Annotated in this window: 23 protein-coding genes and 3 pseudogenes; 19 read left to right on the forward strand and 7 right to left on the reverse strand. The window is 72.3% G+C overall.

The features are described 5' to 3' along the window. Positions 1-258: pseudogene (locus AB0M54_RS28250) on the reverse strand (nuclear transport factor 2 family protein); the annotation flags it as partial. Positions 259-278: 20 nt separating this feature from the next. Here AB0M54_RS28250 and AB0M54_RS28255 point away from each other — a divergent pair. The 3 genes and pseudogenes from AB0M54_RS28255 to AB0M54_RS28265 form a co-directional block, all read left to right on the forward strand. Then, positions 279-536: a hypothetical protein gene (locus tag AB0M54_RS28255; protein ID WP_364474570.1), complete on the forward strand. Its 258-nt coding sequence runs from the start codon at positions 279-281 to the stop codon at positions 534-536. Positions 537-541: 5 nt separating this feature from the next. Then, positions 542-649, forward strand: a complete 108-nt coding sequence (locus AB0M54_RS28260) for a hypothetical protein (protein WP_364474572.1) — start codon at positions 542-544, stop codon at positions 647-649. Further along, positions 637-894 (forward strand): annotated as a pseudogene (locus AB0M54_RS28265) (sigma factor); the annotation flags it as partial. The gene AB0M54_RS28260 and the pseudogene AB0M54_RS28265, both read left to right, overlap by 13 nt. A gap of 155 nt (positions 895-1,049) precedes the next feature. On the opposite strand, the gene AB0M54_RS28270 reads toward AB0M54_RS28265, so the two are convergent. From AB0M54_RS28270 to AB0M54_RS28280, 3 genes are read right to left on the reverse strand one after another with little or no spacing between them, the layout of a single operon-like run. Continuing rightward, positions 1,050-1,592 carry a hypothetical protein gene (locus AB0M54_RS28270; RefSeq protein WP_364474573.1) on the reverse strand — a complete coding sequence of 181 codons (543 nt, stop codon included), beginning with the start codon at positions 1,590-1,592 and terminating at the stop codon, positions 1,050-1,052. A gap of 52 nt (positions 1,593-1,644) precedes the next feature. Next, positions 1,645-2,712 (reverse strand): hypothetical protein, encoded by a 1,068-nt coding sequence (locus AB0M54_RS28275; protein WP_364474575.1) that lies wholly within the window; start codon positions 2,710-2,712, stop codon positions 1,645-1,647. Continuing rightward, positions 2,709-4,367 (reverse strand): NlpC/P60 family protein, encoded by a 1,659-nt coding sequence (locus AB0M54_RS28280; RefSeq protein ID WP_364474577.1) that lies wholly within the window; start codon positions 4,365-4,367, stop codon positions 2,709-2,711. Before AB0M54_RS28280 ends, AB0M54_RS28275 begins: the two co-directional genes overlap by 4 nt. A 195-nt stretch (positions 4,368-4,562) precedes the next feature. Here AB0M54_RS28280 and AB0M54_RS28285 point away from each other — a divergent pair, with 195 nt between their 5' ends. Genes AB0M54_RS28285 through AB0M54_RS28295 form a run of 3 tightly spaced genes read left to right on the forward strand, consistent with a single transcriptional unit; the run spans position 4,563 to position 7,708 of the window. Beyond that, positions 4,563-5,183, forward strand: a complete 621-nt coding sequence (locus AB0M54_RS28285) for a response regulator transcription factor (RefSeq protein ID WP_364327406.1) — start codon at positions 4,563-4,565, stop codon at positions 5,181-5,183. A 4-nt stretch (positions 5,184-5,187) separates the two neighbouring features. Further along, positions 5,188-7,110, forward strand: coding sequence for an ATP-binding protein (locus AB0M54_RS28290; protein ID WP_364474579.1), 1,923 nt, complete (start codon positions 5,188-5,190; stop codon positions 7,108-7,110). Further along, entirely contained in the window at positions 7,091-7,708 is a 618-nt protein-coding gene (locus AB0M54_RS28295) for a DUF4255 domain-containing protein (protein ID WP_364327401.1), read from the forward strand. The genes AB0M54_RS28290 and AB0M54_RS28295 overlap by 20 nt, the downstream gene beginning before the upstream one ends. A 19-nt stretch (positions 7,709-7,727) precedes the next feature. Here the strand turns inward: AB0M54_RS28295 and AB0M54_RS28300 are convergent, their stop codons facing one another. Together AB0M54_RS28300 and AB0M54_RS28305 are read right to left on the reverse strand one after the other, a co-directional pair. Next, positions 7,728-10,010, reverse strand: coding sequence for an Hsp70 family protein (locus tag AB0M54_RS28300; protein ID WP_364474581.1), 2,283 nt, complete (start codon positions 10,008-10,010; stop codon positions 7,728-7,730). Further along, a complete protein-coding gene (locus AB0M54_RS28305; protein ID WP_364327397.1) occupies positions 10,007-12,460 on the reverse strand; it encodes an Hsp70 family protein in 2,454 nt (817 codons plus the stop codon). Before AB0M54_RS28305 ends, AB0M54_RS28300 begins: the two co-directional genes overlap by 4 nt. Before the next feature lie 99 nt (positions 12,461-12,559). Here AB0M54_RS28305 and AB0M54_RS28310 point away from each other — a divergent pair, with 99 nt between their 5' ends. From AB0M54_RS28310 to AB0M54_RS28335, 6 genes and pseudogenes are all read left to right on the forward strand, one after another. Next, positions 12,560-12,946 carry a hypothetical protein gene (locus AB0M54_RS28310; RefSeq protein WP_364327394.1) on the forward strand — a complete coding sequence of 129 codons (387 nt, stop codon included), beginning with the start codon at positions 12,560-12,562 and terminating at the stop codon, positions 12,944-12,946. A gap of 18 nt (positions 12,947-12,964) precedes the next feature. Then, positions 12,965-14,593, forward strand: a complete 1,629-nt coding sequence (locus AB0M54_RS28315; RefSeq protein ID WP_364474583.1) for a phage tail sheath C-terminal domain-containing protein — start codon at positions 12,965-12,967, stop codon at positions 14,591-14,593. A gap of 47 nt (positions 14,594-14,640) precedes the next feature. Beyond that, positions 14,641-15,072: a phage tail protein gene (locus AB0M54_RS28320; RefSeq protein ID WP_364327389.1), complete on the forward strand. Its 432-nt coding sequence runs from the start codon at positions 14,641-14,643 to the stop codon at positions 15,070-15,072. After that, positions 15,069-15,425, forward strand: a complete 357-nt coding sequence (locus AB0M54_RS28325; protein WP_364327387.1) for a hypothetical protein — start codon at positions 15,069-15,071, stop codon at positions 15,423-15,425. The genes AB0M54_RS28320 and AB0M54_RS28325 overlap by 4 nt, the downstream gene beginning before the upstream one ends. A gap of 17 nt (positions 15,426-15,442) precedes the next feature. After that, positions 15,443-15,592 (forward strand): annotated as a pseudogene (locus AB0M54_RS28330) (DUF6760 family protein); the annotation flags it as partial. Beyond that, positions 15,585-16,043: a phage tail protein gene (locus AB0M54_RS28335; RefSeq protein WP_364327384.1), complete on the forward strand. Its 459-nt coding sequence runs from the start codon at positions 15,585-15,587 to the stop codon at positions 16,041-16,043. The pseudogene AB0M54_RS28330 and the gene AB0M54_RS28335, both read left to right, overlap by 8 nt. 669 nt (positions 16,044-16,712) lie before the next feature. Here the strand turns inward: AB0M54_RS28335 and AB0M54_RS28340 are convergent. Continuing rightward, the gene (locus AB0M54_RS28340; protein ID WP_364474585.1) at positions 16,713-17,021 is read right to left on the reverse strand and encodes a hypothetical protein; all 309 of its coding nucleotides are present in this window, start codon (positions 17,019-17,021) and stop codon (positions 16,713-16,715) included. Between the two features lie 490 nt (positions 17,022-17,511). Between AB0M54_RS28340 and AB0M54_RS28345 the strand changes: the two genes are divergently transcribed. From AB0M54_RS28345 to AB0M54_RS28375, 7 genes are read left to right on the forward strand one after another with little or no spacing between them, the layout of a single operon-like run. Further along, the gene (locus AB0M54_RS28345) at positions 17,512-18,378 is read left to right on the forward strand and encodes a DUF4157 domain-containing protein (protein WP_364474586.1); all 867 of its coding nucleotides are present in this window, start codon (positions 17,512-17,514) and stop codon (positions 18,376-18,378) included. After that, on the forward strand, positions 18,378-19,055 hold the full coding sequence (locus AB0M54_RS28350; protein ID WP_364327376.1) for a peptidoglycan-binding protein: 678 nt from the start codon (positions 18,378-18,380) through the stop codon (positions 19,053-19,055). The genes AB0M54_RS28345 and AB0M54_RS28350 overlap by 1 nt, the downstream gene beginning before the upstream one ends. Then, on the forward strand, positions 19,048-20,691 hold the full coding sequence (locus AB0M54_RS28355) for a VgrG-related protein (protein WP_364474588.1): 1,644 nt from the start codon (positions 19,048-19,050) through the stop codon (positions 20,689-20,691). Before AB0M54_RS28350 ends, AB0M54_RS28355 begins: the two co-directional genes overlap by 8 nt. Next, positions 20,691-21,083: a PAAR domain-containing protein gene (locus tag AB0M54_RS28360; RefSeq protein WP_364327370.1), complete on the forward strand. Its 393-nt coding sequence runs from the start codon at positions 20,691-20,693 to the stop codon at positions 21,081-21,083. Before AB0M54_RS28355 ends, AB0M54_RS28360 begins: the two co-directional genes overlap by 1 nt. A gap of 2 nt (positions 21,084-21,085) precedes the next feature. Further along, positions 21,086-21,493 carry a GPW/gp25 family protein gene (locus tag AB0M54_RS28365; RefSeq protein WP_364327367.1) on the forward strand — a complete coding sequence of 136 codons (408 nt, stop codon included), beginning with the start codon at positions 21,086-21,088 and terminating at the stop codon, positions 21,491-21,493. Then, a complete protein-coding gene (locus AB0M54_RS28370; RefSeq protein ID WP_364327364.1) occupies positions 21,490-23,448 on the forward strand; it encodes a putative baseplate assembly protein in 1,959 nt (652 codons plus the stop codon). Before AB0M54_RS28365 ends, AB0M54_RS28370 begins: the two co-directional genes overlap by 4 nt. Then, on the forward strand, positions 23,445-23,984 hold the full coding sequence (locus AB0M54_RS28375; protein ID WP_364327361.1) for a phage tail protein: 540 nt from the start codon (positions 23,445-23,447) through the stop codon (positions 23,982-23,984). The genes AB0M54_RS28370 and AB0M54_RS28375 overlap by 4 nt, the downstream gene beginning before the upstream one ends. The last annotated feature ends 27 nt before the right edge of the window (positions 23,985-24,011 follow it).

Genomic DNA, 24,011 nt, shown 5'->3' on the forward strand with positions numbered 1-24,011 from the left:
TCAGCCGGTCGGGGTCAGCCCGGTCGAGGCGCGGAACGAGCCGTCCATCTCGAACGGCACCGACTCGTGCTCGTGCGTGACCAGCCAGCGCCCGCCGACGCGGCGCAGGCCCAGCGTCACCCGGAACCACAGGGTGAAGCCCTCGGCCGTCCCGCGCGGCACCGCGGTCAGGGAGTCGAGGCTGACAGGTCCTCCTGTTTTCTTCCCGGTTCTTTCCCGGGACGTCGAAGCGGGCCGGGCCGGTTTCGACATGCTGGGCCGAGCGAAGGAGAGAAATCATGAAGTACCTGATCCTGATCCAGTCGAACCCGCGGTCCCTGGCCGTCTGGGAGACGCTCACCGACCAGCAGCGGACCGACTTCGGCCTCGGTCACCTGCGGCTGACCGAGGAGATGCGCGAGGCCGGGGTGCTGGTGGTCAGCGAAGGGCTGGGCGACCCGGCCCTGGCCACCCAGGTCTCGGTGCGCGACGGGCGGACGATCACCTCCGAGGCCCGTACGCCGAGGTCAAGGAACATCTGGCCGGCTTCTACCTGATCGACGTGGCCGATCTCGGCGAGGCGGTGACCTGGGCCGCCAAGGCGCCGGTCGCCGCGTACACCCGGGTCGAGGTTCGCCCGGTCCTCGACATGAGCACCTGGGACCTGTGACCGTCCTGCCCGACCTGCTGCGCGAGAACGCGCCGAACGTCCTGGCGGCCGTGGTGCGCCGCTACGGCGACTTCGAGGCGTGCGAGGACGCGGTGCAGGAGGCCCTGATCGCGGCGGCCCGGCAGTGGCCGGAGACCGGTGTGCCCGAGCAGCCACGGAACTGGCTGATCACCGTGGCCGGCCGCCGGCGGGTCGTGCTGCTGCGTAACGAGACGGCCCGGCGGCGCCGCGAGGAGGCGGTAGCACCACCGGACCGCGGCGGTCCGGGCCCACCTGCTGGAGCAGGCCGGCGACCGGGGCGGCGCGCAGGAGCAGTACCGGCGGGCGGCGCGGCTCACGCTCAGCCGGCCCGAGCAGTACTACCTCGAGTCGAGGGCGGCGAGGCTGCGATGACCGCGGCTCAGCTCGGGGCGTCGCCGCGGCGCATGCCGAGGGCCTCCAGGTGGCCGGCCCGATCGAGGGCGACCCGCAACGCCCAGCGGGTCGAGGCCCGGTCCACGCCGGTCAGGGCGGTGAGCGGTGTGCCCGGCGGCAGGACGGCCACGTGGTCGAGGATGTCCTCGGGGTCGGACGCGGCGATGCGGGAACGGTAGTCGTGCCACGGGCCGCCGTCGTCGGTGGCCGCGACGTAGGTGACGTCGAGGACGAGGCCGCCGCGTGGCAGGAGCTTGGAGCCCTCCGACAGCTCGCACACCCGGAACGCGAACGACAGGCTCCGCACCGGGGTGGGCAGGACGTCCACGGTCAGGTCGTACCCGCTGTCCACCTCGACCGGCTGCGTGTCCAGCACCGCCTGCACCGCGCGGTAGGTCCACTCGACGACCGCGCCGGCGCCCGCGTGGGTCAGCTCGAAGAAGTAGGTGGCGCAGCCCCAGACCGCCTCCTTGACCGCGGACTCGCGCAGCATCGCCCCTGGTCCGAGCGTTTCCACAGTGGCGTCCATCGGCGGATGGTCCCAGCGAACGGCACGCCCGCGACGGACAGGGAATGCGACGTCAGGTGGTCACGGCGCACTTGGGGGCGATCGGCTTCCACTGGGCGCAGAACTGCTGGGCCGCCTCGGGGGACGGGAAGCCGTCCTGGAGCAGCACCCAGAAGCCGGTGCCCTGGTCGGCGAGGTCGTTGGACTGGAGGCTGTCGACCAGCTTGACCGGCATGCCGGCCGTCGCCAGCCGCTGGCGGGCCGCCTCGGCCGCGCCCTTGCCGCCGTCGTCGCCCTTGTGCGGAAAGACGTCGACCAGCGCGTACGGGCGGGCGATCGTCACCGCGGCCGGTGGGGTGGCGGCGGCCGGAGGCGGGGAGTCGCCGCGGCGGCTGCCGGGCAGCGGGATGCGGATGCCCGAGAAGGCCACCGCGGCCGTGGCGCCCAGGGCCAGCACGATGGCCACCGTGGCGGCGGCCCAGGTGGCCACCCGCGGCTTGCGGGTGCCCTTGCTGGTGGCGGTGAGCAGGGGTGGCCGGTCGGGGTCGTCGGCGTCGAGGACCTCGGCCACCACGAAGTACGGTCTCGGCGTACCCATGAAGGGCCGTGCCGGTTTGGCCGTGATCGTCACCGTCACCGACTGGCCGGGCTCGAGCCGGACCGCCGCCGGCGTCGCCGAGATGTGGCCGGCCGGCGGGTCGAGCTCGGCGTTGACGCGGACCGGTGCGGCGACCGCGCCCTCGTTGACCAGCGTCAGGTCGTAGGTGGTGCGGGCCTTGGGGCGCTCGGTCATCGTGCCGACCACCGGGATCGGGATCGCGACCGTGAGCAGGCCGGTCGCGAAGCCCGCCGGTTCGCCGGTGCCACTCTCGGTGGCCTGCACCGTGAACGGCACCATCGACGTGCTCGGCGGCTGGTCGGCGGGCGGCGCGAGGATCACCTCGACCGTTTCGGTCCGGCCGCCGGCCACCACGATGTCGGGCTGCTCGACGTACGCCCAGCCGGAGGCGCGCCCGCGCGCGACGCCGACGCGGACGGCGATCGGGGCGGCGTTCCGGTTGTGCAGTTCGACGGGGACACGCGTGGCGACGCCGGGAGCCAGGGCGACGGGCGTCGGCTGGAGGGTGAGCTCGAGGGTCACGGGAGGTGGATCACGTCATCGGGCGGGTCCACGGCCGGCGTCAGCGGCACGGGCGCCGGCTGGGCGAACGCCTCCGGGTCGCTGATCGGGACCTGGGCGGCGCCGCTGAAGTAGACGCCCTGGCCACCGGCGACCGGGACACGGCCGGTGAACGGCTGCGTGGCGGTCTGCACGCCGCCGGGCTGCTGCACACCGCCGGGCTGGGCGCCGCCGGGCTGCGGGTGCAGCATCGGGTTGTCGGCCGCGTCCAGCGGGTTCGCGCCCATCCGGTACTCCAGGCCGTCGCTGAACCCGTCCGAGTCGCTGTCGCTGAGCCGCGCGTTCAGGCCCATCGCCTGCTCGAGGCGATCGTCGATGCCGTCCTGGTCGGTGTCGGTCTGCAGCGGCGCCAGGCTGCCGTCCATGTGACCGTCCTGGTCGGTGTCCGGCGACAGCGGGTTCAGGCCCTGGGCCAGCTCGAACGCGTCGTTGAGCTGGTCGCCGTCGGTGTCGGCCTTGCGCGCGTCGGTCTTGTGGACGATCAGTTCCTGGGCGTCGTTCAGGTTGTCGCCGTCGGTGTCGGCGCGCAGCGGGTCGAGCCCCAGCCGGCGCTCCATCGCGTCGCTCAGACCATCGCGATCGGTGTCGGTCCCACCCAGCTGCGGCGGCGCCGGCAGCGGGTCGGGAACCGGCAGGGTCTCCGGGAGTACGGACGCAGCCGCCGGAAGCACCCCGGCGTTGGGGATCGGCGTCCCGGTGCCGTCCGAGATGCCGGGCAGCACGGCGGCGAACTCGAACCGGTTGCCTGCGGTCGACTCGCGGACCCCGGCCCGGCGGTTGGCCGCCTCGACCACCTTGCCGTCGCCCAGGCTGATCGCCACGTGGGCGCCCGGCGTGCGGCCGTCGCCGGCCCGCGGCTCACGGTCGAACGAGAACAGCAACGCCCCGGGCGTGTCCTTGGCCTTGTCGACCGGAATCAGCAGACCTTTATTCTTCAGGTCGAGATATTGCGCCGTGGCGCCGTCCGGGATGGTGGTTCCGGCCTGATGCGCCGCCCACTGGGTGAATTCGGAACAGTCGAAAACGTCCGGATCGTCATCGTTCAGCTTCACCTCGGCGCCGAAGACATATCGGTCGCCTACTTGCGCTTTGGCAACTTTCAGGAACGTATCGAGAGCCGCGTTGTCGCCGCCGCCGGCCGCTCCGCCCCCGCCGCCGGCCGCCACCAGCGACTCCACCGGCGCGCCGGGACTGTCGGTGTTGGAGGCGGACACCGGGTGGCCGTACCCGGGCGTACCGGTCCAGACCCCCCGCCCGCCGCCGTCGCCGAACGAGATCGCCGCCGCCTGGGCCTCACCCTTGTGCCGCAGGTAGCGGGCGCTGTTGCCGCCGTGCGTGACCGTCCAGGGCGAGATGTCGTCACCTTTGCGCGAGACCAGGAACGCGGCCTTGGCGTTGGTCAGCGGGTCGAAGAGATCGCCCTTGCCGTTCAGATCGGGGTGGGCGCGGGCGTTGATCTGCCACAGGCCCTTGGAGTCTTCGCCGTGTGGATTGTGGGCCCGGCTGTTGCCGCCCGACTCGGCCAACGCGATCGCGGTCATCGTCGCCGCCTCGTCCGGATTGAAGCCGGCGCGGCGCGCGAAACCGTAGATCTGTTCGGCCGAGTACCTGGGCATGTGAACGAGCGTAGGAGACGTCCTCCACTCTGTATAGGACAGGCCGGGTTGCATGGCTGTACGACGATCGGATCCACCGACTCAGCCGGATGTCCGACAGAACCGGTAGCCCTATTGTTCTGATCCACTTCGCCGGTGCAAGATGTGCTCGCGGCGCGGGGGGATGTGTCGCGTGACCTGGGGGAATTGTTAATCATGCTTGCGCAGCGGCCACCCACTGTCTGGATCGATGACAGCCATGCCATCGTCCGGCGCGGAATGGCCGCCTGCCTGCAACAGGCAGATTTCGTCGTACGCGGCGAAAGCTCGACCCTTTCCCCGGCCCCGGTCACCGCCGGCCTCGACCTCCTGGTCTTCGAGTACGCCGGTCCGACGCTGCGCCGCGCCGTCCGCCTCGCCGAGGGCAAGGGCGTGCGCCTGGTCGCCACCGTCCGCGACGTCAGCGAGCAGTCGGTCCGCGAGATCGTCGACGCCGGCGTGGGCGCCGTGCTGCCCCACCGCACGCTGACGCCCGACACCCTGATCACCAGCCTGCGTGCGGTCGTCGCGGGCACCGTCGCCCTTCCGGGCGACATGCTCGCCCGCCTCCTGCTCCATGTCACCCAGACCTCCCACCTCGGCCCGACCGGCCTCAACCCGCGCGAGCGCTCGGTGCTGCGGCTGCTCGCCGACGGCCTCGACACCCGCGGCATCGCCGAAGACCTCTGCTTCTCCGAGCGCACGGTCAAGAACGTGGTGCACGACGTGCTGACCAAGTTGAACTGCCGGACCCGCGCCCAGGCGGTCGCGGTGGCCACCCGCGAGGGCGTGATCTGACCGGGTGACACGACCGGAGGATCCCTGGGCCGTCCTGGCCGACACCCTGCTCCAACGCGAGGCGCTGGTCAGCCGGCTCGCCGAGGGCCGCCCGCCGCGCGACTTCGCCGGCCTCTACGTCGGCAACGAAGAGCTGGAACGCGCGCTCGCCGCCCTGCCCGGGCTGGACGGTCCGGGCCCCGACCGGGTCACCGCGGTCCGCGCCGGCCTGGCCGCCCAGGTGGCCTCGGCCCGCGAGGCGTTCGCCACCTGGCTCGCTGGTGACTCGCGGTTCGCCGCGGTCGCGCGCACCGCCGGGCTCAGCGCGCCCGAGGCCGAGGCGCTGGCCCTGGTCGTCGCGGTCGAGCAGTCCACGGCCCGGCAGCGGCTGGTGTCCTACGTGCAAGATTCGGTGCAGCTGCCCCGGCTCACCCTCGCCACCCTCGACCGGGTCTTCGAGGACGACTCGCCGCTGAAGCCGTCCGGGCGGTTGCTCCGCGCCGGGCTGGTCCAGCTCACCGGCGACGGGGCGTGGGCGGTGCTGGCCGTGGCGGCCGCGCCCCGGCTGATCTGGCACCTGCGCGGCGACGACGCGCCCGACCCGGCCCTGCCACCGGGCACCTCGATGCGCTTCGGCCCCAACACCTGGCGCGGCCTCCTCCTCGTGCATGGCGCCGACCGCGAGAGCCGGTTGCGCGCGGTGCCGTCCGAAAACCTTCTGGTGTGTACGCCGCCCGAGAACGCCGCGGGCTGGTCGGCGGTGGTGCGCGAGGCGACGATCGGCAACCTGACCGTCGTGCTGGAACCGGCCGCGCCGCTGAGCCCGGCCGCCCGCGACGAGATCGGCAAGGCGGCCCACCTCGGGTTCGTGCTCAGCTCGCCGGGCGAGCAGCCGCTCGAAGCGGTGCCCGACCGGCCGTGGCGCGAGGTGCGGGTCGCCGACGGCGAGGCCGACGCGGACGACTGGCGGCGGGCGCTCGGTCGTGACCCCGACCCGGCCTACCGGCTGAGCCGCGAGCAGCTGCGGCTGATCTCCGCCGTCGACCCCGGCCCGGCCGCCGACGGCGTCGCCACCCGGGTGCGCCGGCTCGCCGGTGGCCACCTCGACAACGTGGCCGTCCGCATCCGGCCCCGCCGCTCCTGGGACGACCTGATCCTCCCGCCGCCCGAGGCCGAGCAGCTCCGCGAGTTGTCGGCCCGGCACCGCGGCCGCGAGACCGTCTACGGCCGGTGGAAGTTCAGCCCGCTGCCGTCGGCCGGCGTGGTCGCGTTGTTCGCCGGCCCGTCCGGCACCGGCAAGACCCTGGCCGCCGAGGTGGTGGCCGGCGACCTCGGCCTCGACCTGTACAAGGTCGACCTGTCCGCGGTGGTCAGCAAGTACATCGGCGAGACCGAGAAGAACCTCGAGCAGATCTTCGGCGCGGCCGCCGCCGGCGACCTGGTGCTCTTCTTCGACGAGGCGGACGCCCTGTTCGGCAAGCGCTCCGAGGTGAGCGACGCGCACGACCGGTACGCCAACATCGAGACCGCCTACCTGCTCCAGCGGCTGGAGACCTACGAGGGCCTGGTCGTGCTAGCCACCAACCTGCAGAAGAACATCGACCCGGCGTTCCTGCGGCGGATCGCGGTGGCCGTCGACTTCGTCCCGCCCGAAGAGGCGGAACGCCGCCAGATCTGGACCCGGGCCTTCCCGCCGACCGCGCCGGTCACCGACCTCGACGTCGACTTCCTGGCCCGCCAATTCAAGATCACCGGCGGCGTGATCAGCAACGCGGCCCTGGGCGCGGCGTTCCTGGCCGCCGCCGAGGACAGCCCGATCACCATGCGGCACGCCGTGCTCAGCGTGAAACGGGAGTTCCAGAAACTCGGGCGCCTGCGCACCGAGAAGGAGTTCGACCGCTACTTCGACCTGGTGAATCGAGACGCCGATGCTGCATCTGCTCGATGAGACGCTGGAGGCGTTCCTGCGCAAGGTGGTGCCGCTGCCCGCCCGCGACGTGGACATCGCCTTCGACGCGCCGGACGGTGAATGGTCGGCGGCGCTGTCCTCCAAGCCGACGGTCGACCTCTACCTCTGGGACGTACGCCCCAACCTGTCCGACCGCGACTTCGGCGAGACCATCGTCGAGGCCGACGGCCGCCGCTACCGCCGCGACCCGCTGCCCCGCGTCGACTGCCGCTACCTGGTCACCGCCTGGACCAGCGAGGTGCGCGACGAACACTCGCTGCTCGGCGACGTCCTGGCCGCGCTGCTGCTCCACCCGATGATCGAGGCCGAACACCTGCACGGCCCGTTCGCCGAGGTCCGGCCCCTGCCCACCCTCAAACTCCGCAGCGGCGACGGCAGCGAGAACTCGGACTTCTGGTCGGCGCTCGGCGGCCAGCTCAAGCCCGGCCTCGACCTGGTCGTCACGGCCACGATGGACGCCGCGCTACGCGGCCCGGCCGGCCCGCCGGTCGAGGTGGTCGAGTCCCGCGCCACGTCCCTCGACGAGATCCGCCGCCTGGCCGCCGGCAACGGCTCCGGAGACTCCGCCACCCAGTGACGCCGGGCTTCGCGCCGGTTCAGCAGGTCAGGGCGGCGCGGCTGAAGGTCGCGCTGAAGGTCTCGGGCTTCGCGCCGTTCTGGGCGCGGTTCAGGACGGAGAGGCCGACCCGCACGGTGCCGGGCAGGTCGATCTGCGCGCTCCCCAGATCTGAGTACGTGGGGTTGCCCGGCTCTCGCCAGCCGGCGCTGATCCGGTCGCCCTCGCGGCGCACCTGGAGCAGGACGTGGCCGGCGTCGGTCGGCACCACGCCCTTGGTGTTCTTGAACGGCGGGCGCGGCCGGACGTGATCGCCGCCGTCGCGGTACTCGAAGGTGATCGCGCCGATGTCGCCGAAGCCGCGCTCCAACCGGACGAACGACGTCGGGCTGTTCCACACCACCAGCCCGGCGCCCTGGTAGAACTGGCCGGGCTGAACCACCACCTCGGCCTCCAGGACGAAGTCGCCGGAGTGCTCGCGCACCAACATCGGCGCGGCCGTGTGATCGGCGTAGATGTCGGCGCCGTCCGGGGCCTCCACCGTCGCCCCGCCCCCGCCGATCGCGACCGTGGCGCCGGGCTGGGTGCGCTGCCATCCCGGGTCGAGCGCGCCGCCGTCGAACTCGTCGACGAACCCGCCGCACGCGCTGGTTGTGCTGATCGGCCCGGCGGCCTGGTCGTCGCCGCCGGGGTCGTCCCGTCCGGACCCGAACCACACGATCGAGATGACGATCGCGGTGACGACCAGAACCGCGGCCGCCGCCGAGACGATCACCAGGGCGCGCCGGCTCACCGGACGCGGTCCCCCCGCCTCGCCGCCCGGCGGCTTGTCGGCCGGGGGCTTGTCGGCCGGGGGAGGAGGGCCGGCGGCGAGGTCGAGGCCGGCCCGGGTGAGGAAGACCGGCGAGTCGTCGGTATTGGGCAGGTCCGGTGGCCGGGACACGACCGGCTGCCTCGCGGCGGGCACGACCTCGGTCTCCGGGGTGGTCTTGAACATCTCGGTCGGGGCGTCCGAGGGATGAACCGGCTCGGTCCGCGCGTCAAGTGGCGCCGCCTCCGGCTTCCGCGAACCGTAGGTGTTACCCGGCCGTGGCTTCGGTGTCTCCGGTCGCGGCGGCGTGGATACCGACGGAGATGCACCGAACGCACCGACCGCGGGCCCGGTGAGCGCCGCAGGCGGGGTAGGCGCAGGCGCGGCGGGTGCGGGCGCGGTGGGCGCGGGTGGGACGAGACGGGTTGGCTCGGCGGTTTCTGGCTGGGGCATAGGGGTCTGGGCGGCGACCCGGGCGGCGCCCAGGGCGATGCTGTGCTCCGGGTGGGGGTCGAGGACCACGGGACGGGCGAACTCGGTGGACAGCAGCTGGGACACCAGCGGCACCCGGGCCGAGCCGCCGGACAGCAGGAACGTGCTCACCTGCTCGGCGGGGACGCCGGCCGAGCGCAGCGCCCGCCGCATCGCGCCGACCGTGTCGGACAGCGCGGGGCGGATCATCGCCTCGAACTCGGCCCGGGTCAGCCGGACCCGGGTGTGCAGCTGGGGGAGGGCCACCGGGATCAGCACCTCGGTGTCCTCGGACAGCGCCTCCTTGGCCTCGACGCAGTCGCGGCGCAGCCGGGCCAGGGCGGCCAGCACCTCGGGGTCGTCGGCGGCGCCCAGCCGGTCGGCCGGCAGCGCCGCCACGACGTGCTCGAAGACCGCCTCGTCGAAGTCCATGCCGCCGAGCTGCTCGATGCCCTCGGGCTGGCCGAGCACCTCGAAGCCGCCGGGGGTGCGCCGGAGCACCGCCGCGTCGAAGGTGCCGCCGCCCAGGTCGTACACCGCGATGATGTCGCCGTCACCCACCCGCGAGCCGGCCGCGTACTCGATCGCCGCCGCCTCGGGTTCGGTCCGCAGCGCGACCGGCGGCAGATCGGCCAGCCGGGCCGCCTGCACCAGCAGGTCACGTTTGTACGGACCCCAGTTCGCCGGGCAGGTCAGCACCATCGAGCCGGGCGGCCCGCCCTGGGTGGTGACCGCCGCCCGCAGCACGTGCTCCAGCACCCGGGCGGTCAGCGCGTGGGCCGAGAACGGCGAGCCGCCGGCCAGGATCGGCACCGGGTCGCCGATCCGCCGCTTGAACTCGCGCACCAGCCGGCCGGGCAGGCTCTCACCGCGGCGGGCGGCGGCGTCGCCGATCACGGTCGTGCCGTCCGGCGCCACGAACACCAGCGACGGCAGCTCGGCCCGGCGCGCGCCCAGGCGCAGCACCTCGACCGAGCCGTCCCGAGAGATCGCTGCGGCGGTGTGGGTGGTGCCGCAGTCGATTCCCAGCGCGTACGTCATCCGGGAACCGTGAACGATTCGAACCGGTTGATCCCGTGCTCGTCCGCGGTGTAGCCGCCGACCGCGTAGATCGTCCGGCCGATCTGCGCCACGCCCAGCCCACCCCGCTGCGGGTCGAGCTTGGGCAGCGTCGCTCCCGCGCCGTCCTTCACACACCACCAGTCGGTGTACGCGATGCCGGCCGTCTCGCCGCCGAGCAGGCACACGCCGACCCCCGGCACGTCGACGCCGACGCCGCCGTCCATCGGCGGGTCGGTCTTCTCGCCGGTCGGTTCGAGCAGCTTGCCGCCGGAGATCCGGTCGATGGTGCCGGTCTTGTCGCCCCGCTCCACGTAGCGCCCGCCGAGCAGCACGATGTCGTTGCCCTCGTGGACCGCGACCAGCCGGCGCCGGGGGTCCTGGAGCCGGCCGATCAGCGTCCACTTGCCCTTGCGCAGCGCCCAGACCTCTTCGCTCATGGTCTTGGCGTCGCGGGTGCCGCCCGCGTAGATCAGGTCTTTCCCGTCGAAGGTGGCCGCGCCGTCGACCCGGGGCTCGGGCAGCGGCACGTCGGGCAGCCAGGCCTTGCGGTCGTCGCTGAGCTTGAGCACCTGGGTCGAGCCGTTGCCCTCCCACAGGCCGCCGAGCAGGTAGAGCGTGCGGGGTGTGGCCACCAGCTGGGCGTGGGTGGTGATCCGGGGCAGTTTCGGACCCTGCGACCACTTGGCCGACTTCGGGTCGTAGATGTACGTGGTGGTCAGCTTGGTGCGGGGCTCGTCGGTCAGGGTGCCGCCGGCCACCCACACCTTGTCCTCGAACGCGGTGACGGCCGCGCCCTCCAGCGCCACCGGCAGGTCGGCCAGCTTCTTCCACCCGGCCGGTTCCGGCGGCGCGACCGACGAGGCGGCCGTGCTCGGGGCGCCCGCGGCCGGGGTCGATCCGCCCTTGTCGTCGTCGGTCTTGCGCAGCAGGAACCAGCCCACCCCGCCGATGACCAGCAGCACGGCCAGCGCCGCGGCGGAGATCGCGAGGATGCGCCCGGTGTTCCGTGGCGTGCCCGGTCCGGCCGGCGCGGCGGCCGGCGGTGGCCGGGGCGGCGGCGGTTGCGCCGGGATGAACTGGGTCGTCGGCGCCTCCGGCGACGGAGGCGGCGGCGCGGGGTTCGCGCGGTAGACCCCGGGCTGTGTGACGGTCGCGTCGACCGCGGCCTGGCCCGGGTGGTAGGCCACCGGCTGGGCGGGCCCTTGCGCTTCGGTCGGATAAGGAGCGGTGGGGTACGGGCGGCCAGGCTGATGGGGTACGGGCACCGGTGGCGCCGAGGTCACGGGCGGGGCCGAGGTCACGGGTGGAGCGGAGGCGACCGGTGGCGCGGAGGCGACCGGCCGGACCGGGGCGGCGGCCGGCATCGGCACCGGGCCACCCGCGGCCAGCGCGGCGCCGAGCGCGATGCTGTGTTCCGGGTTGCCGTCGAGCACCAGCGGCCGGCCGAACTCGGTCGACAACATCTCGCTGACCAGCGGGATCCGTGACGAACCGCCGGCCAGCAGGATCGACCGGAGCTGCCCCGCGTCGACACCGGCCGAGCGCAGCGCCCGCTTCATCGACGCCACCGTCTCGGTCAGCGCCGGGGTGATCATCTGTTCGAACTCGGACCGGTTCAACCGAACGCGGGTGTGCACCGACGGCAGCGCCACCGGGATCAGCACCTCGGTGTCGGAGGACAGGTCTTCCTTGGCCATCACACAGTCGCGCCGGAGCTGGCCGAGCGCCTCGACGACGGTCGGGTCGGCCGGGTCGAGGGCGGTCGCCATCTCGCCGAGCTGGTCGACCACGTGGGCGAGCACCGCCTCGTCGAAGTCGAACCCGCCGAGCTGTTCGATGCCGGCCGGTTCGCCGAGCAACGCGAACCCGGTTTCCGTCTTACGCAGGACGGCCGCATCGAACGTACCCCCGCCAAGGTCGTAGACCGCGACGATCTCGCCTGGCTGGACCCGCTCCTGCGAGGCGTACTGGATCGCCGCCGCCTCGGGCTCGGAGAGCAGCCGGACCGCGCCGACCTCGGCCATCGCCATCGCCTGCTGGAGCAGCTCGCGTTTGTACGGTCCCCAGTTCGCCGGATGGGTGACGCTGATCGTGGCGGGCGGGCCCTCCTGGCTGCGGGTGACCGTCTGGTGCACGTGTTCGAGCACCCGGGCCATCAGCGCGTGGGCCGAGATCGGGGACCCGCCGACCAGCACCGGCACCGGGTCGCCGAGCCGGCGCTTGAACTCACGGGCCAGCCGCATCGGCTCGCGGGCGCCCCGGCGCTCGGCGGCGTCACCGACCAGCACCACGCCGTCGTCGCGGAGGAAGACCAGCGACGGGATCTCGGCCCGGCGGCTGCCCAGCTGCACGATCTGGGCGTGGCCGTTGACGCGCACGGCCGCCGCCGTGTACGTGGTGCCGAGATCAACGCCGAGCGAATAGGTCACGCGGAAATTAAACGGCGTCGGCGTACGGATTCCCAAGCCTGATCGCACCGCCGGGGTGTCGCCTGCACCTTCGGCTGCACCGCCGCACCTTCTTTACACATGCGTAGGCGCGGGACGCTCATCCTCGGCGGCGAGGCCCGTGAGGAGGTGCGTGCGGTGACGAGGGTCCTGATGGGCGACTTCAGCGCGCTGCACCGGCTCGGCATCGAGGCCATCCTCCGGCAGGACGGCATCGAATTGATGGACGCGGGCGACGATGTGCTCGCCCGCCTGCTGGAGGCACTACCGGACGTGATCGTGCTGGACCTCGACCGGCGCGCCACCGTTGACCTGGTACGGGAGATCGTGCACCGCTTTCCCCGGGTCAAGGTGGTCGCCTGCTCGTCGATCCGGCCGACGGTGCGGGTGTTCCCGCCGCTGCACTACGGAGAGTTCTACGAAACAGATCTTGACCCCGCGCTGCTGACCAGCGCGGTGCAGGCCTGACAACGAAGGGTGTCACCCATGGCCGCGTCGTACGGAGCCCCGGGCGTTTACATCGAGGAGCAGCCGAGCGGCTCCATGCCCATCGAGGGGGTGGGAACCGCGGTGGCGGCGTTCGTCGGCTTCACCGAGCGCTACGACGTCGATCAGGGGGACCCCACCGACCCCGACGGCGTCAAACCGCAGCTCGTCACCAGCTGGCCGCAGTACGAGAGGGTGTACGGCGGCTTCGTCCGCGGTGCCATGCTCCCGCACGCCGTGCGCGGCTTCTTCGAGAACGGTGGCAGCGCGGCGTACATCTGCCGCATTCCGAATTCCGCCAGCAACGGCGACGGGAGCAACGGCGGCAACCCGACGCTGACCCTGCCCGCCGCGGACAACCCACAGAACCCCAGCCTGCAGATCTCGGCGCTCAACCCGGGCACCAACCTCGAGGTCGAGGTGGTCCCGCCGCCCGCGCCCGCCGAGGGTGACGGCGACGCGGGCAACGCCGCCGGCGAGTACACGCTGCGCGTCTACGAGGGCGGCCAGCTGCGCGAGGAGCTGGGCGGCCTGCAGTTCAGCGGCCGCAGCGCCCGCACCGTCGAACGCACCGTGAACGAGCGCTCCAAGCTGCTCCGCATCGAGCTCCAGCCGCTCCAGGGCGCCTCACTGGCCGAGCGCACCCCGGCCGCCGGCCGCTACGCGCTGCAGTCCCCGCCGGTCTCGGCGATCGAGGTCAGCGTCAACGACCTGGCCGGCAACGAGTCCGACCGCACCGGCTACCAGGGCCTGGCCATCGCCGAGAACGTCACCATGGTCGCGGTCCCCGACCTGGTCACCGTGGCCACCAAGGACGACGGCTCGATCGACGAGGAGATGTTCCTCGGCGCGCAGAAGCAGCTCATCGACTTCTGCGAGGCCAGCCACAGCAAGATGGCCATCCTCGACGTCCCGCCCGGTCTCAACGCGACCCGGGCCCTCGAGTGGCGCAGCCGCCTGGCCCGCGACTCGGCGTTCGGCGCGCTCTACTACCCGAACGTGGTGGTGCCGAACCCGCTGGCCCGGCCCGGCGCGACCAACGGCGAGCTCTACCTGACCGTGCCCACCTCGGGTCACGTCGCCGGCGTCTGGGCGCGCACCGACGGCGCCCGGGGCGTGTGGAAGGCGCCGGCCAACGAGGCGGTCCGGGGCATCGTCCGGCTGGAGAACGACGTCACCAGCGGCGAGCAGGACCTGCTGAACCCGGAGGGCGTCAACTGCATCCGGTCCTTCGGCAGCTACGGCACCAAGATCTGGGGCGCTCGTACGCTGGCCAAGACCGACCCGAGCTGGCGCTACATCAACGTCCGGCGGCTCTTCAACTTCATCGAGGAGTCGATCCAGCGGGGCACCCAGTGGGCCGTCTTCGAGCCCAACGACTTCGACCTGTGGCAGCGCGTCAAGCGCAACATCACCTCGTTCCTGCGCGGTCTGTGGACCCAGGGCGCGCTCGTCGGCGCCACCCCGGAGCAGGCGTTCTACGTGCTCTGCGACGCCTCCAACAACCCGCCGTCGTCGGTCGACGAGGGCAAGCTGATCGTCGAGGTCGGCATCGCGCCGGTGAAGCCCGCCGAGTTCGTGATCTTCCGGATCAGCCAGTGGCAGGGCGGCGGCTCGGCCACCGACTGAGAACCGGCGTGGACCTTTCAGCGGAAGACCTGAGTAGGAGGTAAGAGATGCCTGACCTGTTGACCACGTTCAACTTCATCCTCGAGATCGGCGGGGTGGAGATGGCGAGCTTCCGGAAGTGCTCCGGCGTCGAGTCCGAGACGGAGACGATCGAGTACAAGGAAGCCACCAAGGACGGCAAGATGATCATCCGGAAGGTTCCGGGTGCGATGAAGTGGTCCGACATCACCCTGGAGCGCCGGATCGACGAGTCCAAGGCGCTGTGGGAATGGCGCAAGCAGGTCGAGGACGGCGACGTCGACTCGGCCCGCCGGGACGGCTCCATCGTCATCAAGGACTCGATGAAGGCCGAGGTGGCCCGCTGGAACTTCGAGCGCGGCTGGGTCTCCAAGTGGACCGGCGCCGAACTCGACGCCGGCTCCAACGAGGTGGCGACCGAGAAGATCGTCATCACGCACGAGGGCCTCCACCGAGCATGAGCTTGCAGACCGAATTCCCGTTCACGCTGCCCAAGGGGTACGTGGACGAGCACGGGACGCTGCACCGCACCGGCATCATGCGGCTGGCCTGCGCGCGGGACGAGATCGAGCCGCTGCGCGACGGGCGGGTCAAGGAGAACGAGGCGTACGCGACGGTCATCGTGCTGTCCCGGGTGGTCACCGAGCTGGGCACCGTCCAGCGGGTGACCACCAAGACGATCGAGTCGCTGTTCGTCTCCGACTTCGGCTACCTGCAAGACCTCTACCGGATCGTCAACTTCCAGGACACCAGCATCCTCGACACGCTGGAGCCCGGCGCCCCTTTCCCGCCGACGTCCGTGGAGGTGGGCTAGGGCACTACGCCCACGACGAGCTGTGGCAGGAGATCGCCTTCCTGGCGTACCACCTGCACTGGGACCTCGACCGACTGCTCGACCTGGAGCACGGGGACCGCATCCGCCTGCTCCAGGAGGTCGGCGGACTGAACGAGCGCGCATGGCAAGGAGTGCAGGGTGGCTAAGGCGCACACCGTCGACCCGCCGTTCGTCGGCAAGTTCACGTTCGAGATCGACGGCACCACCATCGGCGCGTTCACCGAGGTGTCCGGGCTGTCGGTGCAGATCGACGTGGAGGAGCTGGCCGAGGGCGGGCAGAACGCGTACACGCACAAGCTGCTGGGCCGGATGAAGTGGCCCAACCTGGTCTTCAAGCGCGGCCTCACCGACACCGACGCGCTCTTCGAGTGGCTGATGTCCGCGTCCGGCGAGGGCCTGACCCGCGAGGGCAACAAGGTCACCCCGCGCGACGGCAAGATCAGCGTGCTCAACGCCAAGGGCGAGCCCATGCGTACGTGGACCATCATCAGCGCCAAGCCGGTGAAGTGGAGCGGCCCGAAGCTGGCGGCGTCGTCCCGCGACCTGGCGATCGAGGAGCTGGAGGTGTGCCACAGTGGCTTCCGCTCATCGAAGTAGCGGGCGGCCGCGGCTGCTCGGCCGGGTGGTGCGGCGGCTGATCGGGCGCCGTTCGCCGGGAGTGGGTTCGGGCGGGTCCGGGCTGGGCGTCCCTGGGCGCGTCGGCGATGGGCGCGGCGGTGACGGGCGCGGCGGTGACCGTTCTGGAAGGGGCGGCGTTGCCAGCTCGGGCGCGCTGGGGGCCGGCGTGGTCGGCGACCTGCCGGTGCGGGTGCCGTGGGGTGTTGTTCGCTGGTGGCAGGGCATTCAGGCCCGTCGCTCGGCGGCCGCCCGAAACTCGGTGATCTTGAAACGTAGCGCGGCCGCCGCCACCTCCCCCACCCCTGCACTGGGTGGGTCGAACGTAGCGGCCGGGTACGACAATTCCGGGTCTCTGTCCACAGGAGCGGTGGCGCGGCCGCCGATCGGGGCGGCGCCGGCGATGCTGCGATCGGTTCGGCGGCGGAGTGAGCCGCTGGCGGGGTCGCCGTCCTCGGGCGGGCTTCTGCGGCGGGTTGCCACGGGAACGGGACGAGACGGCGCCGGTCGGGGGCGGCTCGGCGGGGGGTTCGAGCTGGCCGGCGCGAGTCAGATGGGTCGGGCGGCGCTGGCCACTGCGCCTTCGGCCGGACCCGAGGTGAGCCCGGGCAACGCGATGCCGATGGGTCCCAGTGGCTTCGGGCCCGGTGGTTACGGGTCGGCCGGTGGACCCGGGCCGGCGGCGATCGGCACAACCTCGCGGACTGCGGCGATCGGCGTGACTTCGCGGACCGCGGCGATCGGCGCGGCCTCAAGGACTGCCGCGATCGGCGTGACCTCGTGGACTGCGGCGGCGGGCGCGGCCTCGGCCGGCGCCGTCTCGGCGGGCGTGATCCCGGCGGGCGCGGGCGCGGCCCCGGCGGGCGCGGCCTCGTGGGCGGATGCGGCCTCGCGGGCCGGCCGGGCAGCGTCCGCGGTCGGAGCGGATTCGATCTTGAAACGTGGTGCGGCCGCCGCCACCTCCCCCACCCCTGTACTGGGTGGGCACAACGTAGGTGGTGGGTACGACGACTTTGGGCGGCTGTCCACAGGGGCGGGCTCGCGGGGCGCGTTGCGTCCGACCGGCACTGCGGGCGGCGGGAGACAGGCGCCGATTCTGCGTCGGCCGGACGCCGCCACCACGGCCGGTGGGCCGCTGGCGGCTCGGCCTGAGGCGGGGCCGTCGGTGTCGAATCCGGATGGGGTCGCCTACCTTCGGGTGATGGGGGCGGCGCCGCTGCCACCGGGGAACGTTCCGGATCCGAGCGGGGCGGTCAGCCTGACCCCGGCGCGCCGCGCCGGGCCGCAGCCGGGCGAACGGCCCGGGCCCGGCGGCCAGGCCGGGCCCGGAGGCGGGGACTCTTCGTCGCGCGTACCTGGAAAGAGCGCAACCCCGCGCCAACGCTGGGACCGCGCGGTCGCCGATCGGCCCCTCGAAGCTCCGCGGGCCCTTCCCGCGGGACTGCATGCGATGGCCGCGGCGATCAGTGGGCGGGCGCGGCCGCCGCTGTATACGACCGGGCCGAACACCCGGAACGCGCTCAGCCAGGCGGGGGCGCTCGGCGCTACCACCGGATCGGTGATCCACCTGCATGCCGCGCCTACGCCGGGGCCGAGCGTGTCGGCCGTGCTCGCGCACGAGCTGACCCATACCCGGAGCCCGGTGCGGCGGCCGCGGTTCTTCCTCGGGGGCGGGCTGAGCTCGCTGCTGGACGACGATGAACGCGGAGCGCTCGCGGCCGGTGCGCAGAGCCTGGTCGGCAAGGGCCGGGAGGCGGCGTCGGGGCTGGTCGGGGCGGGGCGCAACGCGGTCGCGGGGGCCAAGGACACCGCGGCCGGCTATCTCGGGCAGGGGCGGCAGATGGCCGATGGGCTGATCGGGCAGGGTCGGAACGCGTTGGCCGGGGCGGGGGAGACCGCGGCCGGCATCGTCGACCAGCTTCCGGTCGGCGGGTTGGGCGGGGTCGGCGACATGGCCACCCGGGCGGCCCGCGCGGCCGTCATCGAGGCGACATCGGGGCCGATGGCCGCGGCCAACGGGATGCTCGACGACGCGCAGGGGATGGCGTCGGGCGCGATGAACACCGCGTCGGGCTACGTGGATCAGGCGAGTGGGGCCGCGGCGGGGCTGGCGGATCAGGCGGGCGGCTACGTCGACCAGGCGTCGAACGCGGCGGGTGGCGCCGTCAACCAAGCCACCGGCGCCGTCAGCCAGGCCGCCGGCGCCGTCGGCGGCAAGGCGGAGGCGCTCGACCCGGACCGGGTCGTGGAGATCGTGGAACAACGTCTGCTGCGCGAGATCGAGCGTCGCGGCGGCCGATGGGCAGGAGTGTTCTGATGACCGCACCCAGCGCGCCGGCCAAGGCGTTCCTCAAGACCGAGCAGGGCGACCAGATCGACTGCCTGTTCAACCCGGCCGAGCTGACCATCAGCAAGTCGAACACCTGGAACGCCTCGGAGAAGAAGGGCGGCAACGCCCCGGAGCTGCGCTTCCAGGGCGGGCAGTCGGGCACGCTGACGCTGACCCTGACGCTGGACACCACCGACCAGGGGTCGGACGTCACCGAGCACACCAACAAGCTGCTCGACCTGCTCAAGGTCGACCCCGCGCTGGCCGGCTCGGACCGGCAGCGGAACAAGGCGCGGCCGCCGTGGGTGGAGTTCCACTGGGGCAAGCTGCACTCGTTCAAGGCCATCGTCGAGCGGCTCCAGCTCAAGTTCACGTTCTTCGCCAGCGACGGGACGCCGTTGCGGGCCAAGGCCGACATGACGCTCAAGCAGTGGAAGGACGAGGCCGAGCGGCCGCTGCAGAACCCGACCTCGCACACGCCGACGCTGCACACCGTGCACCGGCTGGCGCACGGCGAGACGCTGGACCGGGTGGCGGCCAAGCACTACGCCGACTCGACCCGCTGGCGGCTGATCGCCGAGGCCAACAACGTGGTCGACCCGCTCACCCTGGAACCCGGCCTGCTGCTGGTGATCCCCGAGCTTCCGGTGCGCCGCCGTGCCTGAGGCGGTCAAGCGCCTCGACGGCGTGGTGCTGACGGTGGACGGGCGGCCGCTGGCGCCCGACCTCTACCCGCGCGTCACGCTGGTGCGCGTCGAGGAGTCGGTGCAGCTGCCGGACTTCTTCGCGATCCACTTCGACGACCCACACTTCGAGATCTTCGACCAGGGTACGTTCAGCATCGGCACCCGTGTGGAGATCGCCTTCCGGGCCGAGGGCGACCCGGTGGTGGTCACCACCGGCGAGATCACCGCGGTGTCGGTCGAGCCGGGCGGCGCCGGGCGGCACGAGCTGGTGCTCAACGGCTTCGACCTGACCCACCGGCTGGCCCGCGAGCCCAAGTCGCGCAGCTTCCAGAAGGTCACCGACGCCGACATCGCCTCCCGGATCGCGGGGGAGTACGGGCTGGACGCCGACGTCGACTCGACCGGCGGCGCCCACGAGTACGTGCTCCAGGCCGGTGAGACCGACTTCGCCTTCCTGCGCCGGCGGGCGGCCCGGATCGGCTTCGACGTCTGGGTCAGCGAGCGCACCTTCCACTTCAAGAAGACGCCGCGCTCGGACGCGACCCCGCCGAAGCTGCGCTACGGGCAGAACCTGTCCCGGTTCGCGGTCCGGTTCTCGGCCGCCGAGCGCAGCGACGAGGTGCAGATCCGCGGCTGGGACCACCTGGGCAAGGCGCCCATCCAGGGCCGGTCGACCGAGACCGAGCTGGGCACCGACGCGCCGGCCGCGCAGGAGATGAGCGATGCCGCGAAGCGGGCGTTCGGGCGGGTGAAGCGCAACGCCGGCCAGTTCCCGGTGGTCGACCAGGCCGAGGCGGACGCGCTGGCCAAGTCGCTGCTGCTGCGGGCGTCGGGCGAGGAGGCGGTGCTGCGCGGCGAGGCGGCCGGTGATCCGCTGATCGGGGCGGGCGCGAACATTCAGATCGAAGGCGTCGGCTCCCGCATGACCGGAAAATGGCGCGTGACCAGTGTGGAGCACACCTACGGCGCCGGCCGGCCCTATGTGACCCGCTTCGTCTGCGGCGGAAAAGAGCCCGGCGGCATATCGGAAATGTCCGGAAAGGCGAGCGGACCACAATGGTCGGGCCTGGTCATCGGCGTGGTGACCAACAACGACGACCCGGAAAAGCTCGGCCGCGTACGCGTGAAGTTCCCGACGTTGAGCGCGGACGACGAGAGCGCCTGGGCCCGGACGGCGACCCCGGGCGGCGGCAAGGAACGCGGCCTCCAGTGGCTGCCCGAGGTCGACGACGAGGTGCTGGTCGGTTTCGAGCTGAACGACCACACCCGCCCGGTGGTGCTGGGCGGCCTGTGGAACCGCACCGACGGCATCCCGGAGCCGGGCGCGGCCACCGGTGGGAAGATCGAGAAGCGTCTGCTGGTCAGCCGCAAGGACTCGCGCCTGGTCTTCGCCGACGACGACCCGGCGAGCATCACGCTCAGCCTCGGCGGCACGTCCGTCCTGCTCAAGCTGGAGAAGTCCGAGTCGAACCTCACCGGCGACCAGAAGCTGGTGCTGGCCGCCACCAACATCGAGATCAAGGCGACCCAGAAGCTCGCGCTGTCCGGGGCCCAGGTCGAGATCACCGCCTCCGGACCGCTGACCCAGTCCGGCAAGCCGATCAGGTTGAACTGATGCCACAGCCCGCCGCCCGCCAGAACGACCCGGTCCTAGGGACGGACACCCACATCCTGCTCGTCCCCTCGCCGGGCGGGCCGGTCCCGACGCCCACGCCGCTGCCGTTCAGCGGGCAGCTCATGCTGCAACTGTCCACCGACGTGCTGGTCAACGGCCTGCCCGCGGCGACGCAGGGGAGCGTCGCGCAGAACCTGCCGCCGCACATCCCGCCGTCGCCGTTCAGCAAGCCGCCCACCAATCAGGGCCGGGTGATGGTCGGCTCGCCGACCGTCCTGATCAACGGCAAGCCGGCGGCCCGGATGGGCGACCAGGTGGCCACCTGCAACGACCCGGTCGACCTGCCGGTCAGTTCGATCACCGCGGGCTCGGCCGACGTGATGTGGGGGTGAGCATGCGCGAGCAGGAGTTCATCGGCAGCGGCTGGGCGTTCCCGGCCGCGATCAACCGGACCGGAACCGTCCGCCTGGTCACCGGCGTCGAGGAGATCGACGCGGCGATCCGGATGATCCTGTCCACGGTGCCGGGCGAGCGGGTGATGCGTCCCGACTTCGGCTGCTCGATGTGGGAGATGCTGTTCGCCCCGCTCACCGCGGGCACGCTGGGCCTGATCGAGCAGTACGTCCGCGAGGCCCTGGAGCGCTGGGAGCCCCGGATCACGCTGGAACAGGTGCTGGCCCAGGGCGAGCAGAACACCGGTACGGTGCACATCTCGATCGGCTACCGGGTCCGCTCCACCAACGACGTGCGCAACCTGGTGTTCCCCTTCTACACCATTCCCCACGAGGAGCCCCAGCCGTGAGCCTTCCCGCGCCCGAACTGGACGACCGCCGGTTCCAGGACATCGTCGACGAGGCGAAACGGCGGATCAACCGGCTGTGTCCGGAGTGGACCGATCACAACGTCTCCGACCCGGGGGTCGCGCTGGTCGAGCTGTTCGCCTGGATGACCGAGATGACGCTGTACCGGCTCAACCAGGTGCCGGACCGGCTCTACATCAAGTTCCTGGAGCTGGTCGGCGTCGAGCTGTTCTCGGCCGTGCCGGCCCGGGTCGACCTGATGTTCACGCTGACCGCGCCGCGCGACGAGCCGGTGCGGGTACCGGCCGGCACCCAGGTCAGCACCGAGCGCCGGGACGACGAGGAGCCGGTCGTCTTCCTCACCGACTCCGAGCTGCTGATCACCCCGCCGCAGCTGGTGGCCTGCATGACGCACACCGGCGAGCGGTACTCGGACCACTGGGAAGACCTGCGCCGCGAGGCGTCGTCGGTGCGGCTGTTCCCGAATCTGCGGGTCGACGAGGCGGTGTACTTCGGCCTCAACGACTCGGCCGCGGGCAACCTGCTGCGGCTCGAGGTGCAGACCGGTCCCGAGGGCGCCGGCGTCGACCCGCGCCGCCCGCCCCGGGTCTGGGAGGCGTGGGACGGCCAGCAGTGGGTCGACGTCCGTGTGCTCAGCGACACCACGGCCGGCTTCAACTCCAGCGGCGAGGTGACGTTGCTGCTCCCGGCCCGGCACGAGGCCCTGGCCCTCGGCGCGAAGCGGGCGTTCTGGTTGCGCTGCCGGTTGGTCCAGGCCGAGGAGGGCCAGCCCGAGTACGCCAACCCGCCGGAACTCGAGTCGCTGTCGGCGATGGCCCTGGGCGGCGCCATCCCGGCCCATCACGCCGAACCGGCCCCGGCCGAGCTGCTCGGCGCCAGCAGCGGCCGCCCCGGTCAGACCTTCCAGGTGCGCCGGGTGCCGGTGCTGCCCCGCCGCTTCGACGAGACGGTCAAGGTGGTGCTGCCGCGCCGCGACCGGCACGGCGAGCCCGAGGAGGAGGAGTGGACCGAGGTCGCCGACCTGGCCGACGCGACCGTGCACGACAAGGTCTACACCTGGTCCGGCGCGACCGGCGAGATCCGGTTCGGCCCGCGGGTGCTCGACCGCGGTGGCCGGGTCTGGCAGCACGGCGCCATCCCGCCGATCGACGCGCAGATCTACGTGACCGGCTACCGCTTCGGCGGCGGCAAGCGGGGCAACGTGGCCGCCGACCGGCTCACCGTCCTGCACACCTCGATCCCGTTCGTCGCCTCGGTCACGAACCTCGACTCGAGTGTCGGCGGGGTGGACGCGGAGAGCGTGGACAACGCGAAGATCCGCGGCCCGCTGCTGCTGCGGGGCGGCCGGCGCGCGGTCACCGCCGAGGACGTCGAGCGGCTCACCCTGGACGCCGCCCCGAACGTGGCCCGCGCCCGGTGCCTGCCGCCCTCGGCCCCGGGCGAGCCGGCGCGACTGCTGGTGGTGCCCCGGCTCGACGTACCCCCGGAGAATCTGACCCTCGACGATTTGACCATCCCCGAGGAGCTCGAGGAGCAGATCAAGGCCTACCTCGAGCCGCGTCGCCTGCTGACCATGCGGATCCGCATCGAACCGCCCCGCTACCAGGGGGTCAAGGTGGTCTCCGAGGTGCGGGCCGGTCCGGGGGTACGCCCGGAGACCGTGCGCGAGCGCGCCGAGCGGGCGCTGTACGACTACCTGAACCCGCTGACCGGCGGCCCGAGCGGTCAGGGCTGGCCGTTCGACACCGATCTGCGCCTCGGCGACGTGTACGGCGTGCTGCACGGCTCGTTCGGCGTGCAGGGTGTCGAGGCGGTGCACTTCTTCTCGGCCGACCTGCGCCGCAAGCGCACGCTCGACCAGGTGGAGCAGCGGTTGCGGCTGCTGCCCGAGGCGCTGTTCATGTCCTACGAGCACCGGGTGGTGGTGCAGCAATGACCTGGCTGGTCTCCCAGTTGCCGCGGGCCATGGCCCAGGATCCGGTGATCAGGGACTTCGTGCTGGCCTTCCAGGAGGTGGCCGACACCGTCCGCGAGCGCATCGACAGTGTCGAGTACCAGATGGACACCGGCCTGGCCAGCCCCGAGATGCTCCAGTTCCTCGGCACCTGGCTGGGCGTCGAGCTGGAGCCCACCGACCCGGTGGAGTACCGGCGCTCGATGGTCCGCGAGGTCGGCCGGCTGCTCGGCTGGCGCGGCACCCGCTACGGGGTGGAGGCGCTGCTGGAGGCGGCCACCGGCGCCCGGGTCACGGTCGTGGACGTGGGCGGCGTCTACGGCCGTAACGACAACGTGCCCGCGGAGAACCCGGTGGTGGTCGTGCAGATGGACCACACCGGGCACCTGACCGAGCGGCAGGTGCTCGGCTTCCTGCAGAGCGAGCTGCCGCTGGGCGCTCAGGTGCAGCTGGACGTGCGGTTCAAGCGTGAGGACAAGGCCCAGGGACGGGCTCGACCGGGTGGTGCGAATGGCTAGGCAGATGCCGTGTCCGGACTGCGGTTC

The organism is Actinoplanes sp. NPDC051470 (assembly GCF_040682035.1).
Lineage (GTDB): Bacteria > Actinomycetota > Actinomycetes > Mycobacteriales > Micromonosporaceae > Actinoplanes.